Below are 16,814 nucleotides of genomic sequence, written 5' to 3' on the forward strand. Positions count from 1 at the left end.
CACGACACGCGGGCTATTAGAGCCCAGGGGCTCGCGAGCTGTCAACGCCGCACCCGTGGCGCAGCTTCACCGTCTGGCTGGTTCCACTCGGCCATTCCGTCGTCCGTCGAGGTCGTGGTGCTGGCGATAGCATGCGCGTCATGGTTGACCCGGCGCTCGCATCGAACACCCGCAGTCGAACGCGCCAGGCCATTCTCAGCGCGGCGTGTTCGGTGCTCGCCCACAACCACACCGCGACGTTGCCCGAGATCGCTGATGCCGCAGGTGTCAGCCGCACGACCTTGCGGCGGTATTTCCCCGATCGGGACAGCCTCATGAATGCCGCGGTGCAGGACTCCCTGGATGCGCTGGAGCGTTCCGTCGACGAAGCGGCGCTCGACCAGGGCCCGCCCTTGGAGGCGATGCGCCGACTGGTGGCGGCCATGGTCGCTGTCGGGGACCGGTTGATGTTCCTCTTCGGTGACGACCGGGTGCTCGAGGGACATGAGGCTCCCGACGATCTCGAGTCACCGGCCGACCCGGTGATCGCCCTGATCGAACGCGGCCAGGCCGAAGGGGTCTTCGACCCGGAGGTGAGTCCCGGCTGGATCCAACGGGTGCTCTGGGGAGTGGTCTACACCGGCTGTGAGGACGCCGACCAGGGAAGGCTGCCCCGACACGGCGTGGCGAGCACCGTGATCCGCACCTTCGAGAACGGGATTCGCGCTCGATAGGGAGTGCCACCGAGGCGGCCGCGCTGTCCCCCGGTTCGGCCGCGACCGCGGGCCTGGCACGATGTCGGGGCGCCGAACAGGCGCCGACCGGCTTCGACGAGAGGAGGAACGGTGCCCGAGACCGATCAGCCGTCGCTGCGTGGAGAGCGGCCGGACCTACTGGCCGACTGCTCCCGCTGCTTCGGATTGTGTTGCGTCGCGCTGCCGTTCAATGCCTCCTCGGACTTCGCGGTCACCAAGGCGGCGGGCACCCCGTGTCACCACCTACGGGAGGACTTCGGCTGCGGAATCCACGCCGATCTACGGCGCGAGGGTTTCGCAGGTTGCACGGTGTTCGATTGCTTCGGCGCAGGTCAGAAGGTCTCCCAGCACACCTTCGGCGGCAAGGACTGGCGTCGAGCGCCACATACCGCAGGGCAGATGTACGCGGTGCTTCCGGTGATGCGACAACTGCACGAGTTGCTGTGGTACCTGACCGAGACGCTGATGATTCCCCAGGTGGAGGACCTGCACGGTGAGCTGCGTGCGCTGCGCGACCGCACCGATCGCCTGACGATGGGCACCTCGGCGGAGTTGCGATCCGTGGATGTCGGTGCCCATCGCGCCGAGGTGAACACGCTGTTGCTACAGGTCAGCGAACGAGTCCGCGCCCGCGTTCCCGGGCGGCGGAAGAATCGTCGGGGCGCCGATCTGATCGGCGCGGATCTGCGCGGCGCAGACCTTCGCGGTGCCAATCTCCGGGGCGCCCTGTTGATCGCGGCCGATCTGACCGACGCGGATCTGCGCGCCGCGGATCTGATCGGCGTCGACTTCCGGGATGCTCGGTTGGGTGGCGCGGACCTGACCGGGAGTATCTTCCTCACCCAGGCACAGCTCAATTCCGCCAAGGGCGACGAGACCACCCGGGTACCTGCGGCATTGACGCGCCCGCAGCACTGGTAGCCATCGGCGCCCGAAGGGCGGATGTTCGTCGACCCGCCCCGGCGACCGACGTTGTCGGTGCATCCTGATCTACTCACCTCGGCCAACGTCGGTGCTGTTCTGCGCGTTCACACCGTTGTTGCGCAGGCAGACGAAGCACCCTGAGGAGAGGATCGAACCGATCATGGCGGAACACCGATCGTCCGAGGTGCGTACCTGGTATGACGATCAGGGCTCCGGAGATCCGTTGCTGTTGCTGCACGGCGGGTTCAGTGACGCGCGGGATTTCGATGGCAATCTCGCGGGCCTGTCCGATCGTTTCCGCGTTCTGCGGCCCGAGCGTCGGGGACACGGGCGCACTCCGGATGCGGAAGGTCCGATCACCTTCGAGGTGATGGCCCAGGACATGATCGACTTCCTCGATTCCGTCGTGGGTGGACCGGCCGACGTGGTCGGCTATAGCGACGGTGCGACGGTGGCGCTGTTGGTCGCCCTGCGGCGCCCCGATCTGGTCCGGCAGTTGGTACTGATCAGCGGTGTCTTCCACCGCGAGGGCTATGCGATCGACATGGACGGCGACGGCGAGATGCCCGAGGAAGTGGTGGCGGCCTACGGTGCCTTGTCCCCAGACGGCGTCGAGCATTTTCCCGTGGTGGCCGAGAAGATCGCGCAGTGCGCCGCCGAGGGGCCGACGTTGTCCGAACCCGAGCTAGCCGGCCTGGCGTGCCGGACGCTGGTCATGACCGGTGATGACGACATCGTGGCGTTGGAGCACCTCCTCGCGTTGTATCGAGCGGTTCCGCGCGCGGAACTGGCCGTGGTACCGGGCACCTCGCACACCTTGCTGCAGGAGAAGCCCGCGTTCTGTACCCGGGTGATCACAGACTTCCTGACCCTCGATCCCGTGCCCACCATGATCCCGATACGCCGTAGCTCCTGACTCGACCGCGCGCCCCGGGGCGTACCGGCCAGCCGATCGTGTTGGTGGGACACGGGATGTTCTACTCGGTGCCTTCGTCGAACAGCGAGGGCGCGTGGTTCCCGTCCTCGACAGCGACCGTGACTAGTCGATGTCGAGGACGGCCTTGCCGTGCAGTCTGCGTTCTCGCAGGGCCGTGATGGCGTCGCCGAATCGACGCCAGCTCCCGCGCCAGGCGACCTGTGGATTCAGTTCCCCGCTGGCGACCCGGGCCGCCAGCCAGGTCAGGTCGGGAGCGAGCCCGAGGCAACCGGCGAGCTGGAATGTCACGATCGACCGGTCGTGGCCGTGCAGGTCCGACAACAGAGCACCGTAGGGGAAGTTCTCGCCGGTCCCGGTGACGTGGCCGACCGCCACCAGCGTTCCACCCGGGCCGAGCCTGGCGAAGGCATCGACCAATTGAGGGCCGCCAACCAGGTCGACCACGCCGTTCACCGGTTCCGTGAACTCCAATGAGCCCGAGACGACCTCGTGGGCACCCAGTGCGCGCAGATCGGCGCCATGTCGGTCCGGATCACCGGTGGCGGCCACGACATGGGCACCACCGAGTCGGGCGAGTTGCACCGCATACCGGCCGACTCCACCGGTGGCGCCGGTCACCAGCACCCGTTTGCCCAGGATCGGGCCCAGGCGGTGCAGGGCACGTAGGGCGCTGGCACCGGCGACGGGGACCGTGCTGATCGCGCCGAGGTCGGACTCCGGTGGCACGACGCCGACGGCTGCGGCATCCACCGCGCGCAACTCGGCCCACGCGCCACCCATTGCCAGCGTGACCACCGAGGTACCGACGGCCGGACCGGAACCGTCGGCGGCAGCCCGCTCGACGACCCCGGCGGCGTCCCAACCGTGCACTCCTCCTTCGGTGGCGGAGGCGAGTTCCGGTCCAACCTCGCCGTGGTTGAGAGAGATCGAGGTCACCCTGATCAGCGCCTGATGATCTGCGGTTTCGGGTTCCGCTGCTTCCCCGAGCCGCAGACCACCGGGAGCGGAGTGGTCGATCAGTAGAGCACGCATGTCGTATCGCCCTTCGCCAACACAATTTGCCACTGAGTGGCACTAGCCTACAGGGGACACTTTATGGCGATCTAGACTGGATGGATGAGCTCTCCGGTACCTGGATCGTCGTCACCGTCCTACGACGACGGAACGCGGGCTGCTATCGCGGGTGCCGAGTTCTCGCTCCGCGAGCGCAAGAAGCTGCGCACCCGCCGCACGCTCGTCGACACCGCCCTGGATCTCTTCACCACTCAGGGCTTCGACAACACGACCCTGGAGAAGTTGTGTGCCGAGGTCGAGATCTCCAAACGGACGTTCTTCCGCAACTTCGCCAGTAAAGAAGACGTTGCGATGATGCCGGTCCAGGCGCTGTGGACCACTTTTCTCGACGTACTCGAATCACACGATCTGCGCGGATCGACGCTGTTGGAGGTGCTGCGCGATGCGTTGCTCGCCGCGCTGGACCGCATGTCCGATCCCGAGTGGGCCGAGCGTGCGGTGCGCTGCCTGCGGCTGGCCGCCGAGACACCGTCGATGGACGCGCATAATCTGCATTTCTGCGAACGGGCCACCCGCTCGGCCATGGAGATCCTGTCCCGACGGATCGAGTCCTCGCGGGTAGCGGACATCCACATTCGACTGGTGTTGGACATCGCGACCGCCGCATCCCAGTACGCACTTCGGGAGTGGTCCACTCGGCCGGGAGAGGCGTCTCGCTCCGAGTTGACTGCCTTCCTCCTTCGGGTCTTCGCAGCGATCCCGACCAGTATCACCATGACGGCCGAGCCTGCCGGGATCTCCGGCTGAGAACCCGACCACTATGCCGAGCACCGAGATTCGAGGACGGGCAAGGCGTATCACGCTCGCCAATCGGCGGCAGCGACCGGGATACTCCCGGCTGCGGTCCAGTGTCGAGTCCGATATGGACGAAGGTTCGCCACCGCGGCCGGCCCGGCGCCGGTAACATCCCCGCCGATGACGATGCACGCGCCCCGATCGGATCCGGCGGGCCGTCGTGGTCCGGTGCAGACCGGCACGGTGTTCTGGGTCGGCCGAAAGGTGCGGTTGCGCCAGATCGTGCCTGCGGATCGTCGCACTCTCACCGGTTTCGACCGGGACTCGGCTCGCAGCGGGTCCGCCCCGCTCGACGGGTATCGACATTGGGCCGCGCATCGAACGTCGGTGCCGGACCCGGGAGACAACTTCCGGTTCGCGATCGAGACGCTGCACAGCCGGATGCTGGTCGGCTCGATGTCCGCGGTCCAGACCGACACTCGATCCGGCCGATTCAGCTACGGAATCGGCATCGGCGCGGCACACCGACGCTGCGGGTATGCGGGTGACGCCATCACCGTGTTACTGAACTTCATGTTCGTCCAGCGGCACTACCGCAAGTGCGAGGTCAGCATCTATGGCGGGAATCTCGCGTCCTTGTCGCTGCACAGCGGGCTCGGTTTCCGGGAGGAGGGCCGCCCTCGAGATACCGAGCTGTTGCGGGGCGAGGTGAGGTATCCGGTGTTGATGGGTATCACGGCGCAGGAGTTCGGAGCCAGACTGGCGGGTGGGTCGGCGGCCTCGGCGGCCGAGACGACTCAGCGCGGGCGACATTGGCGCGTGCGCAAACGCGGGCGGCACCGGCGGGACCACGACCTTCGTTGAGCTCTCGATCTTCGCCTGCGTCCGGCGGCCGACCCCGCTCGCGGGCCATAGCGGCCAGCCGGCCGCCGGCCCGAACCGTGAGGAGGGCCCGCTGGTGCCCCGCCGACACCGTTGCCGGATTGGACAGGGCCCATCGTGGGCAGCCTGATGGCCGAGACTGTGGCGTACGACAGGGGAGTAAGCCATGTTCGAGGACAGCGCGGCGTTCAGCGGGTTCGCGGTGGACGACATGCCCAAGGCCAAACGCTTCTACGGTGAGACCCTGGGTCTGAAACTCACCGATGCACCGGAGTTCGGGCTGGTGAACCTGCACATCGCCGGCGGGCGCGATGTGTTGATCTACCCGACGCGGCATCACGTCCCCGCCGGGTACACGATCTTGAACTTTCCCGTGGCCGACATCGATGCCGCCGTCGACGAGCTGACTCGACGGGGCGTGGTGCTCGAGCGCTACGAGGGCTTCGATCAGGATGACAAGGGCGTGCTCCGTGGTGACGGACCACTGATCGCGTGGTTCAAGGATCCGGCTGGCAACGTCCTGTCGGTGCTGCAGTCGAGCTGAACCGTCGGATGCGCCGCCGGGCGAGAACGAATCGGCGTTCTCACCGCGGTCGTTCGTCGTAGGCGGTGCGAGCTTCGGTGATCTGATCGACGGAGGCCTCCAGCAGCTCGACCAGCCCGTGCAGCCGACCGGCGATGGTGCCGCCCAGCGCGGTGAGGGAGTACTCGACCCTGGCCGGGATGACGGTGACGACCTCCCGACGCACCAGGCCGTCGCGCTCCAGGGCCTGGAGCGTCTGGGCGAGCATCTTCTCGCTCACGCCCTCGACGCGGCGGCGAAGTGCATTGAACCGGTAATCACCCTCGGCCAGGGCGAGCAGGGCGAGGATCGACCACCGGCCGCTCACGTTCTCCAAGGCGGACCGTGAGGTGCAGGCCCTGGCGAACACGTCCGCGACGAGTGCGTCGGTGGGCCCTTCGTCCATGGGCGGGCTGGCGACGCCTGCGGGCGCAATGGGCGAGTCGGGCATAGACCCATCCTACCCACCTTCCACGAAACGGAGGGTACTGTAAAAAAGTTAGTACGGTGCGACGGAGTGCGTCGCGTCGGTCAACCGCGACCGCCAGAGGAGAACCATGACCACCTACGCCGTCACCGGCGCCACCGGGCCATTCGGCAGGCTCGCAATCGGGGCGCTGCGCGCACACGGCGTGCAGCCGGGCGACCTGGTCGCCATCGCCCGCACCCCCGCCAAGGCGGCGGACCTCGCCGAGGCCGGGATCGAGGTCCGCGAGGGCGACTACTCGCGACCGGAGACGCTCCCCGCCGCCCTGGCGGGGGTGGACCGGTTGCTCCTGGTCTCTGGCAGCGAGGTGGGGCAACGCATCGCGCAGCACAAGGCGGTGATCGACGCGGCGCAGGCCGAAGGAGTCTCACACCTGGCCTACACGAGCATCCTGTCGGCGGACACGACGTCGCTGGCGCTCGCGCCGGAACACCGGGAGACCGAGGCGATGATCCGGGCGTCCGGGCTCGCGCACACCATCCTGCGCAATAGCTGGTACATCGAGAATTACACCGCGTCACTGAGCCAGTACCTCGCCGCAGGCGAGATTCTGGGCGCGGGCGGCGCCGGCCGCATCGCGGGCGCCACCCGCGCGGACTACGCGGCGGCCGCAGCGGCCTCCCTGACCGATCCAGGGCCGGACAACGCGGTGTACGAGCTGGGCGGCACGCCGTTCACCCTGGCGGAGCTGGCTGCGACGATCACCGAGGTGACCGGCACGCAGGTCGTCTATCGTGATGTGAGCGTCGATGAGCTCGCGGCGACGTTGCGGTCGGCAGGCTTGGACGCCGACACCGCAGGTTTCGTCGCCAGCCTCGATGGATCGATCGCCGAAGGTGCGCTGGACACCGATAGCGACGACCTGCGTCGGCTGACCGGCAAGGCAGGCACTCCGGTGGCCGACGCGGTGCGCGCGGCGCACGTTGGCGCATCGCAGGCAGCCGAGTAAGGCCGGGCCGGCGGCGGACGGTAGGCAGGAGCGGGCGATTCGCCGCAGCCGTGCCACCGTCCGCCCGGCCCGAGTCTTCGATCCGATCGCACTGCGGGCTCGTCCGGTTCGTCGAGAACACGCAGCCGGGCCCATTCGCAGACTCGCCCTTGACCTCAACATTGGTTCTGGTTCTAGCCTCTGATCGTCGCCACGCGATCTCGCGTTTCGGCGCCGACCGTGTTCGCGCGGACTCCTCCGCTTCGCCGTCATCGGCGACCAGGAAAGGACAGAGGCATGGCTGAGCCCATTCGGCTTGCAGTGATCATCGGGAGCGTTCGCCAGGGCCGCTTCGGCCCGACCGTCGCCGACTGGTTGACCGAACAGGCCACCCACCGGGCGGCGACGAGCATCGATGTCATCGATCTGGCCGACGAGGCGAGTCGCCCTCGCCTCGCCGAGCGCATCGGCGCTGCGGACGCGATCGTCGTCATCACACCGGAGTACAACCACGCCTACCCGGGCCCGCTGAAGGAGGCCATCGACTCCCTCGGCGCGGAGTGGTACGCCAAGGCCGTGGCCTTCGTCTGCTACGGCGGAATCTCCGGCGGCTTGCGCGCCGTCGAACAGCTTAGGTTGGTCTTCGCCGAGCTCAACGCCGTCACCATTCGCGAGACGGTGAGTTTCCACAACGCAGGAAATTGCTTCGACGCCGCAGGTAGGCCGCTGGACACCGCAGCGGTCAACCGAGCGGCAGCCACCATGTTCGACCAGCTCGACTGGTGGGCGAACACCCTACGGCAGGGCAGGTTGGCTCAGCCGATCCCCGCCTGACCATCGCCACGGGACGGCCCCCACCACGGGTCCCGCTCTGCCAGGAAACGTCTGCAATGCCTCGGTAGAGCGGGACCCGCGCTGCGGATCGGGCGAGCAACCAGCCTTCATCAGTCCGCCGGTGCCGGTCGATCAGGCTCAAGGGGGCAACGGGCGCCCAACTCTGCGCGGAGATGCGAATCGATCGATGGTCCGCCGTAATGCATCCGGCCTTGAAGAATCACGACCACGCCGCGTCGGTCTTGCGAGGCAGCACGAAGACCAGGGCCAGCGCGAGCAGCACCAAGGCGATGTTGACCAGCAGCGCCAGTTGTGTGCTGTGCAGATAAGCCTGCGCCCGGCCGGACTGCTCGACCCGCAGCGTTCCGAACAGGACGCTGCTCACCATGGCGATCCCGATCGAACTCCCGAACCGTTGTGCCGTGGACAACAACGCACTCGCGGTCCCCGCCTGAGCAGGCGGCACCGCCGAAAGCACCAGATTCGTGTTGGGGGCGATGAAGAGCCCGTTGCCGATGCCTGCGAGTGCCATCGGGAACACCAAGGTCCAACCATTCGGATCCGGTGTGCCCAGCTTCAACATGAGCAGCGTGGCACTCAAGCCCAGCCCGACCAGTACCGCCGCCACCATCAAGGCGGTGCGGCCGAGTCGCGCGGCGAACCGAGCACTGCCCAGTCCACCGAGGAAGTTCCCCAGGGCGAACGGCATCAAGATCAAACCGGTCTCCAGCGCGTCGTGGCCCAAACCCTCCTGCCACAGCAACGCCAACGAGAAGAACACGCTGGTGAACGCGGCGAAGTAGACCAGGGCCACCAGAGCTCCCGCAGCCAACGCCGGTCTGCGCAGCAACGCGGGGGACAGTATGGGATCGCCCTCACGTTCCTCCGAACGACGTTCCCACCACCACAACGTCCCACCGGCCAGCAACGCCAGTCCGAGACTGACCAGCGGCCACCCCGACCACCCCGCGTGCTGGCCCTCGACCAAGGGCAGCAGCAACGCGGTGATACTCACGAACAGCAGCCCCAGGCCCACCAGATCGGCCCGGCGGGCCTCGCTTCCGTACTTCGGTGCCGGTCTCGGTAGCAGTCGCAGGGCGGCTGGTACCACGATCACCCCGATCGGCACGTTGACCAGGAACACCCACCGCCACCCTTGGGTGCCCAGGCCGTGCACCAACAGCCCACCCACCAGCGGACCGATGGCAGTGGAGATACCGATGACCGCACCGAGCAGCCCGAAAGCCCGTGCGCGGGCTCGACCGGTGTAGGTGAGCTGAATGAGCGCCGCGATGACGGGGAAGAACAGCCCCGCGCCCAAGCCCTGGATCACTCGGAGGAACACCAGCAGCCCCGGCGAGCCCGCCAATCCACACGCCAGGCTCGCAACGGTGAACAGGGTCATTCCCGCGACGAACAACCTGCGGTGGCCGAATCGATCGCTGAGCCGCCCCGCCGGAATCAACACGAGTCCGAAGGACAGGAAGTACCCGGACAGGATCCACGCCAACGCCGTCTCCTCGGCGCCCAGCGCGGTACCGATGTCGGACAGAGCGACGTTGACGATCGTGGTGTCCAGCAAGGCGATGAAGGCGCCGCTGAGAACCACCGCCAGCGTCGGCCACGAACCTCGGTCGGCCAGGGTCTCGGTCGCGGGGCCGATGTGGCTTCCGCTCTCAGCGGATTCGACGCTCTCCCGCTCTGGTTGATCGCCGTTCACAGACCTTCTTCACCTTCGTTCGGGACCGGTCGAACCGATGTGTCATCCGGTCGACGGTGACGCAGCCATGTCGTCGTCGCCACGCGAACCTCCTCGGTCGAGGGGAGTGACCGGGCCGATAGAACACAAAACACCGAAGGCTTCGACCCCGGTCGAGAACGATCGCCGGCGGTCCGCGCAACACGCCAGCCTGATGATCGTGGCACGCGACGGTCGATGATCGCTCGGTTCACCTCGGCGGAGAGTGCTCTGTCCTGGCAGGTCACGCCATGGGTCCCGGGTGGCCTCACCTCGTCGACATCGCAGGCGCGCTAGCGTCGGGCGGTGACCGAACGCCGCCCTATCGCCGAGGTGTTGGCAACGGAACGACTGACGTTGCACCGCCCGGTCGAGGCCGACATCGCCGCGATCCTGCGTATTCACCGCGATCCCCGTACCTGCGTCCACAACCCCTCCGACGGACTGCGCACCATCGAACAGGCCACCCGGCTGTTCCACCGGTGGAACGACCAGTGGAGCCGCTTCGGAATCGGCTATCTGACCGCGCGCGAGCACGGATGCGCGACCGTGCTCGGGTTCTGCGGGGTGAAGGCCATGCTGCTCAAAGACCGTCCGATCCTCAACCTGTTCTATCGGCTGGACCCGGCAGCCTGGGGCCATGGGTACGCAAGCGAGGCCGCCCGGTCGGTGGTCGGCTGGGCCGGACGCCGGCTCCCCGGCCCGCCGATCGTGGCCCGCGTCCGCCCGAGGAACACCGCCTCACAACGAGTCGCCACCAAAGCCGGCCTCACCCGAGCACCAGACCTCGATGGACCCGGTTCGGATGGCATCGACTGGATCTACGTCTCCGAATGGCCCGAATAGCGACCGCGAAACGCCGATCCACCGCAGGCCGCGTGATGACCGCGATGCCGACCACCTACGTGGCCAGCGCCTCGGTCGAACGAGGCTCACCGAATCGTCGCCCGTACCGTCTCGGTGAGCCGGTGTGCCCGGTCGAGCAGGTCGTCCACCCCGGCGACCTCCTCGCGCAACGCCACTTGAGCGCCGAGATCCTCGATATTCGCGAGATCGACCTCCACATTGACCCGGGCGATCGCCGCCGCAGCCCTGGCTGCCTCAGCCGCCGCAGCGACATCGGCGATCACGTCACGATCGCCGACCGACAGCAGTGTCTCCGCCAAGGCAAGGATCTCGGCGACGAGCGCGATGGTGTCCACCGATGGGCGGGCGGCGCCGCTGAGCGCGTGCTGGATCGCATCGCGACGGGCGGCCTTCTCCGCACGGGTGCTGCGGGGATGCGACCGGGCCGCGCCTACCTCACGCGGAGTGTGGACGTCCTGTTCGGCCAGTTCCAACGCTCGCAGTCGCAGGATCTCCGCTTCGGCCAGTGCGGTGCCCACGATCTCGGAGTGCTCGGCGTGCCGATCCCCATCGGTGTAGCGGGCGACCATCGCCAACAACGCGGCCGCCTGGGCGGCGTGCAGACACGCGGCGGCCCCACCATCCGGTGCGGGTGTCCGCGCGGCAAGGTCGTCCAGAAATCCTTCGATCGACTGATCGCGCACCCGCTCGCCCCTTCCTTGCACCACACCATCGATCACCTACCGTATGCGGTCGGCGACGTCACGTGCCGTCGCCATGCCGCTCGACATGATCCGGCGGCCCGGGACCAGGAACAGCCCGCCGGAGACGTTCGTTGCAACCATCGCGAAGAAGACGAACCGGGCACCGGACCCGGTCGGTTTTGGTTCGGCACACGAACCGAGGTCGACTACGCTTCGGTCGGGGAGGCAGGCGATGACCGATACGGTCGAGAACCCGAGCTTGGCCGAGGTACTGGTCCAGTTGAGCCACCTGGTGGATCGGATCTTCCTCGAGGTCAGCCGCAGCCGAGGCCTGACACCCGCCCAGACGAATCTGCTCTGCATCCTGCGTGCCGGGCCGATCGGGATGAGCGACCTGAGCAGGGTCCTGCACCTGGAGAAATCGAGTCTGACCGGGCTGGTCGATCGAGTCGAGCGACGCGGGCTGGTAGCCAGGATTCGAGACACCCACGACCGACGGGTCTTCCAGATCGAGTTGACCGCCCAGGGCCGCCGGGTCGCCACCGAGGCCCACCACGCGGTCACCGACCAATTGGAACGACTCGCGCAGGACATCCCCAGCACGGATCGAAACCTGCTGATCACCGCACTCGGCAGGCTGCTGCCCACGGCGTGACAGCCGGGCACCGGACCCTGTGAAGCAGGACACCCGGTTCGGACGAGCGAACCGTCGGTACCCGGATGAACAATGGCCGATGGCCGCGCAGGACACCGGCGGCGCCAGGTAACCCACCCGTCCGCACCAGGGCGAACACCGGGGGAGACCGCGCAGACGCGGATCCCGACGATCAGTTGGAGCCACGATGAGCACCGACCCACAGCGACCTGCGCCCCACGTCGCCGACACCCACGACGTGATCAGGGTGCACGGCGCGCGGGAGAACAATCTCGACGACATCGACGTCGAGATCCCCAAGCGCAGGTTGACGGTCTTCACCGGTGTCTCCGGGTCCGGGAAGAGCTCGCTGGTCTTCAGCACCATCGCCGCCGAATCCCAGCGCATGATCAACGAGACCTACAGCGCGTTCGTGCAGGGTTTCATGCCGACGCTGGCCCGCCCCGACGTCGACGTGCTCGAAGGGTTGACCACCGCGATCATCGTCGACCAGCAGCGCATGGGCTCCGATCCGCGCTCCACGGTCGGCACCGCCACCGACGCGGGCGCGATGCTGCGCATCCTGTTCAGCCGACTCGGCCAACCACACATCGGATCGCCCCAGGCGTTCTCCTTCAACGTCGCCTCCATCAGCGGCGCAGGCGCGGTGTCCTTCGAACGCGGCGGCAAGACCGTCAAAGAACGCCGCGATTTCAGCGTGATCGGCGGCATGTGCCCGCGCTGCGAGGGCAGGGGCACGGTCTCCGACATCGACCGCACCCAGCTCTACGACGACTCCAAGTCGATCTCCGAGGGTGCTTTCACCATCCCGGGGTGGAAATCCGACAGCTGGTGGACGGTGCGCACCTACGCCGAGTCGGGACTACTCGACGCCGACAAGCCCATCCGCGACTTCACCGAGCAGGAGATGCAGGACTTCCTGTACCGGGAACCGACCAAGGTCAAGGTCGAAGGCGTCAACCTCACCTTCGAAGGATTGATTCCCAAGATCCAGAAGTCGTTCCTGGCCAAGGACAAGGAGGCGATGCAACCGCACATCCGAGCCTTCGTTGAACGCGCGGTCACCTTCACGACCTGCCCCGATTGCGACGGAACCCGGCTCAGCGACACCGCCAGATCCTCGAAGATCCAGGGCATCGACATCGCGGACGCCTCGATGATGCAGATCAGCGACCTCGCCGACTGGACCCGCAAGATCACCGATCCCTCGGTGGGGCCGCTGTTGACGACACTGCAGCAGACACTCGACTCCTTCGTGGAGATCGGCTTGGGCTACCTCTCCCTCAACCGTCCCGCAGGCACGCTCTCGGGCGGCGAATCTCAGCGGGTCAAGATGATCCGGCACCTCGGCTCGGCGCTCACCGACGTCACCTACGTGTTCGACGAACCCACCATCGGACTGCACCCGCACGACATCCAGCGGATGAACGATCTGCTGCTGCGCCTGCGCGACAAGGGCAACACCGTGCTCGTCGTGGAGCACAAACCGGAGACCATCGCCATCGCCGACCACGTCGTCGATCTCGGCCCCGGCGCGGGCACCGCAGGCGGAACCATCTGCTTCGAGGGAACCGTGGCAGGCCTCCGAGACAGCGGCACCAGCACCGGCAGACATCTCGACGACCGTGCCGCACTCAAGGAGACGGTGCGCGAAGCCAGCGGAAAACTCCCGATCCGGGGCGCCGACGCCAACAACCTGCGTGACGTCGACGTGGACATCCCGCTCGGAACACTGGTCGTCATCACCGGCGTCGCGGGCTCCGGAAAGAGCTCGCTGGTACACGGCTCGCTGCCGCAGCTGTCCGAGCAGACCGGGGTGGACGTCGTGTCCATCGACCAGAGCCCGATCCGGGGCTCCCGCCGCAGCAACCCCGCGACCTACACCGGCCTACTCGACCCCATCCGCAAGGCCTTCGCCAAGGCCAACGGCGTCAAGCCCGCCCTGTTCAGCGCCAACTCCGAGGGAGCCTGCCCCAACTGCAACGGCGCAGGCGTCATCTACACCGACCTCGGGATGATGGCGGGCGTGGCCACCACCTGCGAGGAATGCGGCGGCAAGCGGTTCCAGGCCTCGGTACTGGAATACCGGTTCGGCGGCCGCGATATCAGCGAGGTCTTGGCGATGTCGGTGTCCGAGGCCGCGGGCTTCTTCGGTGAGGGCGACGCTCGCACCCCCGCCGCGCAACGCATCCTCGATCGACTCGCCGATGTCGGACTCGGCTACCTCCGACTCGGCCAACCGCTGACCACCCTGTCCGGTGGCGAGCGGCAACGACTCAAGCTGGCCACCCACCTGAGTGAGAAGACCGGCGTCTACGTCCTCGACGAGCCCACCACCGGCCTGCACCTGGCCGACGTCGAACAACTGCTCGCCCTCCTCGACCGACTCGTCGACTCCGGTAAGTCGGTCATCGTCATCGAGCACCACCAGGCCGTCATGGCCCACGCGGACTGGATCATCGACCTCGGCCCCGGGGCGGGTCACGACGGCGGCAAGATCGTCTTCGAGGGCACTCCCGCCGATCTGGTCGCCGATCGTTCCACCCTTACCGGGCAACACCTCGCCGACTACATCCGCACCTGAGATCGAACTGTCGACGACACGTTTCCTGCACAGCCACTAAGTCGAGGTGACAGGCATGAACACCGCCGAACCACAGACAGAGCGACCCCATGCCGACCCACCACGGCTGCGCGCCGACGCAACGGAGAACCGCAACCGCATCCTCGACGTCGCCCGGGCAGCGTTCGCCGAACGCGGCCTCGACGTCCCGATGGCCGCGATCGCCCGACGAGCCGAGGTCGGAGTGGCCACCCTCTACCGCCGGTTCCCCACCAAGGACGCCCTGATCACCGAGGTGTTCGCCGACCAGATCTCGGCGTGCACCTCGGTGATCGACGAGGCACTGGCCGACCCAGACCCCTGGCACGGCTTCCAGAACGCCGTCACGACGATGTGCGAGATGCAGGCCGAGGACCTCGGGCTGACCTCGGCGTTCCTCACCGCCTTCCCCGAGGCGGTCGACTTCGAACGGCAGCGATCACACGTGGAACAGGGCCTCGCGGAACTGGTAAGGCGGGCCCAGGACGACGGGCGACTACGGCCCGACTTCATGGTCTCGGATCTCATCCTGGTGTTCTTGGCCGGCAACGGTGTGGCCACCGGGGCTTCCGAGGCCTCCCGGGCTGCCTCGCGCAGGGTGGTGGCCTACCTGTTGTCGTCGTTCCACACCGATCGCGTCGATCCGCACACCCCGTTGCCGCCCCCCGCGCCACTGGACATCGGGCATATCGCCCGGCTGATCACCAGATAGCCGCCGGCCTGGAGCGAACGCTTTTGGTCACGATGTCGTCGGACGCTTCAGCACGTCGGCGATCCGACCGAATCCTTCTGAGCCGTGTCCCTGCTCGATCGCCCGCACGGCGATGTCTCTGGCGGCCGTGAGGACGCTCGCGTCGATTCCTCGGTTCCGGGAGACATGGATGATGTGGTCCATGCTCGTCGCCACCGAGGCGATCGTGGAGTCCTCTCCGGGGTGGTCACCGGCGTCGGCTTCCTCCGCGAGGGCGTCGATGATGTTCGGGAGGATCCCCGCGATCCCCTTGGCATAGGGGGCCAGTGCGGTGGCGGTGATGCCCTCCGCCTTGGCCAAGGCGAGTGCGTGCACGAAACCGCTCATCGCGCTCCAGAAGAACCCCAGCAGTGCTACGTCGTGTGCGGCTGCCCGACCGGGGTCCGTTCCCAGATGGCTGGAGCCACCGAGGTGTCCCAGCGTGTCCTGCCAACGGGTGAACACCTCGATCGGCCCGCTGTACAGCACACTGGCCGAGGCGCCGCCGATCGTGTCGGTGGGAGTCATGATCGACCCGTCGAGGTAGGCGATGCCCCGCGCGGCGGCCCAATCGGCCATGTCTCGGGCGCGTTCCGGCGAATCGGCGGTGAGGTTGATAAGGGTGCGGCCGTCGAAGGCGTCGGCGGCGGGCGCCAGGATCTCCTGCACCGCGTCGTAGTCGAGGACGCACACGATCACCAACGGGCTGGCCTGGACCGCCTCGGTCACCGAGTCTGCGGCCACTGCTCCTCGGGAGATCAGCTCGTCTGCGCGGCCGGTTGTCCTGTTCCAGACGGTGGTGGGGTGTCCTGCGGCGAGTAGCGCCCCGGCCAGGGCCCGGCCCATCGGACCCAGGCCGAGCACCGAGACGGGAACGTGGTGGTCAGTGATGGTCGAAGTCTCGTTCATGGCGGCGACGGTAGGCTTTGACATCGATGTCAGAGTCGAGCGGAAGTGACCTGGGACACATGCGCATCGGGGAGCTCTCCCGCCGTACGGGAGTCAGCGAGCGGTCGTTGCGGTACTACGAGCAGCAGAATCTGCTGAGCCCGCAGCGACGTCCTAGCGGCTATCGCGAGTTCAGTGAGTCCGATGTCGGCCTGGTACGGCGGATCCGCACGCTGCTGGCGGCCGGGCTGAACACGTCGTTGATCGCCGAGACCCTGCCTTGCCTGGTCGAGGAGGAGGGACAACTCGCGCCGGGCTGCCCCGAGCTGTCGGTGGAACTACTCAGGGAACGCGATCGCATCACCGCGCACATCGAGGAGCTCCAGGCCGCCCGCACGATCCTGACCCGGATCGCCACGGCGATACCCGCCACCGTCTCCGAGGCCGACTCCTCCTCCTCGGAGGTCTGCGGGCCCGGCGGCCAGGGCGGCCGGGTTCGACAGCGTCAACCTCGCCGCAGGGTGGCCTGAGACGGTCGATGCGGGCCGGGCCGC

At 67.4% G+C, this 16,814-nt stretch carries 18 protein-coding genes; 13 read left to right on the forward strand and 5 right to left on the reverse strand.

The window, feature by feature from the left end:
- The first annotated feature begins 140 nt into the window (after window positions 1-140).
- From BKA25_RS13125 to BKA25_RS13135, 3 genes are all read left to right on the forward strand, one after another.
- Complete coding sequence (locus BKA25_RS13125) at window positions 141-713, forward strand: TetR/AcrR family transcriptional regulator (RefSeq protein ID WP_069853695.1); 573 nt, start codon at window positions 141-143, stop codon at window positions 711-713.
- A 111-nt stretch (window positions 714-824) separates the two neighbouring features.
- Complete coding sequence (locus BKA25_RS13130) at window positions 825-1,655, forward strand: pentapeptide repeat-containing protein (protein WP_069849470.1); 831 nt, start codon at window positions 825-827, stop codon at window positions 1,653-1,655.
- A 163-nt stretch (window positions 1,656-1,818) separates the two neighbouring features.
- The gene (locus tag BKA25_RS13135; RefSeq protein ID WP_069853694.1) at window positions 1,819-2,574 is read left to right on the forward strand and encodes an alpha/beta fold hydrolase; all 756 of its coding nucleotides are present in this window, start codon (window positions 1,819-1,821) and stop codon (window positions 2,572-2,574) included.
- A gap of 123 nt (window positions 2,575-2,697) precedes the next feature.
- Here the strand turns inward: BKA25_RS13135 and BKA25_RS13140 are convergent, their stop codons facing one another.
- On the reverse strand, window positions 2,698-3,627 hold the full coding sequence (locus BKA25_RS13140; protein ID WP_069849468.1) for a zinc-binding dehydrogenase: 930 nt from the start codon (window positions 3,625-3,627) through the stop codon (window positions 2,698-2,700).
- Window positions 3,628-3,711: 84 nt separating this feature from the next.
- On the opposite strand from BKA25_RS13140, the gene BKA25_RS13145 reads away from it, so the two are divergent.
- The 3 genes from BKA25_RS13145 to BKA25_RS13155 all read left to right on the forward strand — a co-directional run bounded on the left by BKA25_RS13145 (window position 3,712) and on the right by BKA25_RS13155 (window position 5,830).
- On the forward strand, window positions 3,712-4,416 hold the full coding sequence (locus tag BKA25_RS13145; protein ID WP_069849465.1) for a TetR/AcrR family transcriptional regulator: 705 nt from the start codon (window positions 3,712-3,714) through the stop codon (window positions 4,414-4,416).
- A 252-nt stretch (window positions 4,417-4,668) separates the two neighbouring features.
- Complete coding sequence (locus tag BKA25_RS13150; RefSeq protein WP_069853693.1) at window positions 4,669-5,268, forward strand: GNAT family N-acetyltransferase; 600 nt, start codon at window positions 4,669-4,671, stop codon at window positions 5,266-5,268.
- Between the two features lie 184 nt (window positions 5,269-5,452).
- Window positions 5,453-5,830: a VOC family protein gene (locus BKA25_RS13155; RefSeq protein ID WP_069849463.1), complete on the forward strand. Its 378-nt coding sequence runs from the start codon at window positions 5,453-5,455 to the stop codon at window positions 5,828-5,830.
- A gap of 40 nt (window positions 5,831-5,870) precedes the next feature.
- Here the strand turns inward: BKA25_RS13155 and BKA25_RS13160 are convergent, their stop codons facing one another.
- Complete coding sequence (locus BKA25_RS13160) at window positions 5,871-6,254, reverse strand: winged helix-turn-helix transcriptional regulator (RefSeq protein WP_069849461.1); 384 nt, start codon at window positions 6,252-6,254, stop codon at window positions 5,871-5,873.
- A 151-nt stretch (window positions 6,255-6,405) separates the two neighbouring features.
- Between BKA25_RS13160 and BKA25_RS13165 the strand changes: the two genes are divergently transcribed.
- Complete coding sequence (locus BKA25_RS13165) at window positions 6,406-7,284, forward strand: SDR family oxidoreductase (protein WP_069849459.1); 879 nt, start codon at window positions 6,406-6,408, stop codon at window positions 7,282-7,284.
- 276 nt (window positions 7,285-7,560) lie between these two features.
- Window positions 7,561-8,097, forward strand: coding sequence for an NADPH-dependent FMN reductase (locus tag BKA25_RS13170; RefSeq protein WP_069849458.1), 537 nt, complete (start codon window positions 7,561-7,563; stop codon window positions 8,095-8,097).
- Between the two features lie 220 nt (window positions 8,098-8,317).
- Here the strand turns inward: BKA25_RS13170 and BKA25_RS13175 are convergent, their stop codons facing one another.
- Window positions 8,318-9,817: an MFS transporter gene (locus BKA25_RS13175; RefSeq protein ID WP_084642998.1), complete on the reverse strand. Its 1,500-nt coding sequence runs from the start codon at window positions 9,815-9,817 to the stop codon at window positions 8,318-8,320.
- Window positions 9,818-10,141: 324 nt separating this feature from the next.
- Between BKA25_RS13175 and BKA25_RS13180 the strand changes: the two genes are divergently transcribed.
- Window positions 10,142-10,681, forward strand: coding sequence for a GNAT family N-acetyltransferase (locus tag BKA25_RS13180; protein ID WP_069849456.1), 540 nt, complete (start codon window positions 10,142-10,144; stop codon window positions 10,679-10,681).
- A gap of 86 nt (window positions 10,682-10,767) precedes the next feature.
- Here the strand turns inward: BKA25_RS13180 and BKA25_RS13185 are convergent, their stop codons facing one another.
- A complete protein-coding gene (locus BKA25_RS13185; RefSeq protein ID WP_069849454.1) occupies window positions 10,768-11,385 on the reverse strand; it encodes a cyclodeaminase/cyclohydrolase family protein in 618 nt (205 codons plus the stop codon).
- A 232-nt stretch (window positions 11,386-11,617) separates the two neighbouring features.
- On the opposite strand from BKA25_RS13185, the gene BKA25_RS13190 reads away from it, so the two are divergent.
- The 3 genes from BKA25_RS13190 (at window position 11,618) to BKA25_RS13200 (ending at window position 15,354) form a co-directional block, all read left to right on the forward strand.
- Window positions 11,618-12,040 (forward strand): MarR family winged helix-turn-helix transcriptional regulator, encoded by a 423-nt coding sequence (locus BKA25_RS13190; protein ID WP_069853691.1) that lies wholly within the window; start codon window positions 11,618-11,620, stop codon window positions 12,038-12,040.
- Window positions 12,041-12,227: 187 nt separating this feature from the next.
- Complete coding sequence (locus BKA25_RS13195) at window positions 12,228-14,624, forward strand: ATP-binding cassette domain-containing protein (RefSeq protein ID WP_069849452.1); 2,397 nt, start codon at window positions 12,228-12,230, stop codon at window positions 14,622-14,624.
- Between the two features lie 55 nt (window positions 14,625-14,679).
- Entirely contained in the window at window positions 14,680-15,354 is a 675-nt protein-coding gene (locus BKA25_RS13200) for a TetR/AcrR family transcriptional regulator (protein ID WP_069849450.1), read from the forward strand.
- Between the two features lie 27 nt (window positions 15,355-15,381).
- Here BKA25_RS13200 and BKA25_RS13205 read toward each other — a convergent pair whose 3' ends face one another.
- Entirely contained in the window at window positions 15,382-16,281 is a 900-nt protein-coding gene (locus BKA25_RS13205) for an NAD(P)-dependent oxidoreductase (RefSeq protein WP_069849448.1), read from the reverse strand.
- 26 nt (window positions 16,282-16,307) lie between these two features.
- Between BKA25_RS13205 and BKA25_RS13210 the strand changes: the two genes are divergently transcribed.
- The gene (locus tag BKA25_RS13210; protein WP_311734474.1) at window positions 16,308-16,790 is read left to right on the forward strand and encodes a MerR family transcriptional regulator; all 483 of its coding nucleotides are present in this window, start codon (window positions 16,308-16,310) and stop codon (window positions 16,788-16,790) included.
- Window positions 16,791-16,814: the final 24 nt, after the last annotated feature.

Origin of the sequence: Actinoalloteichus hymeniacidonis, from assembly GCF_014203365.1 — a bacterium.
In the GTDB taxonomy this organism is placed as follows: domain Bacteria; phylum Actinomycetota; class Actinomycetes; order Mycobacteriales; family Pseudonocardiaceae; genus Actinoalloteichus_A; species Actinoalloteichus_A hymeniacidonis.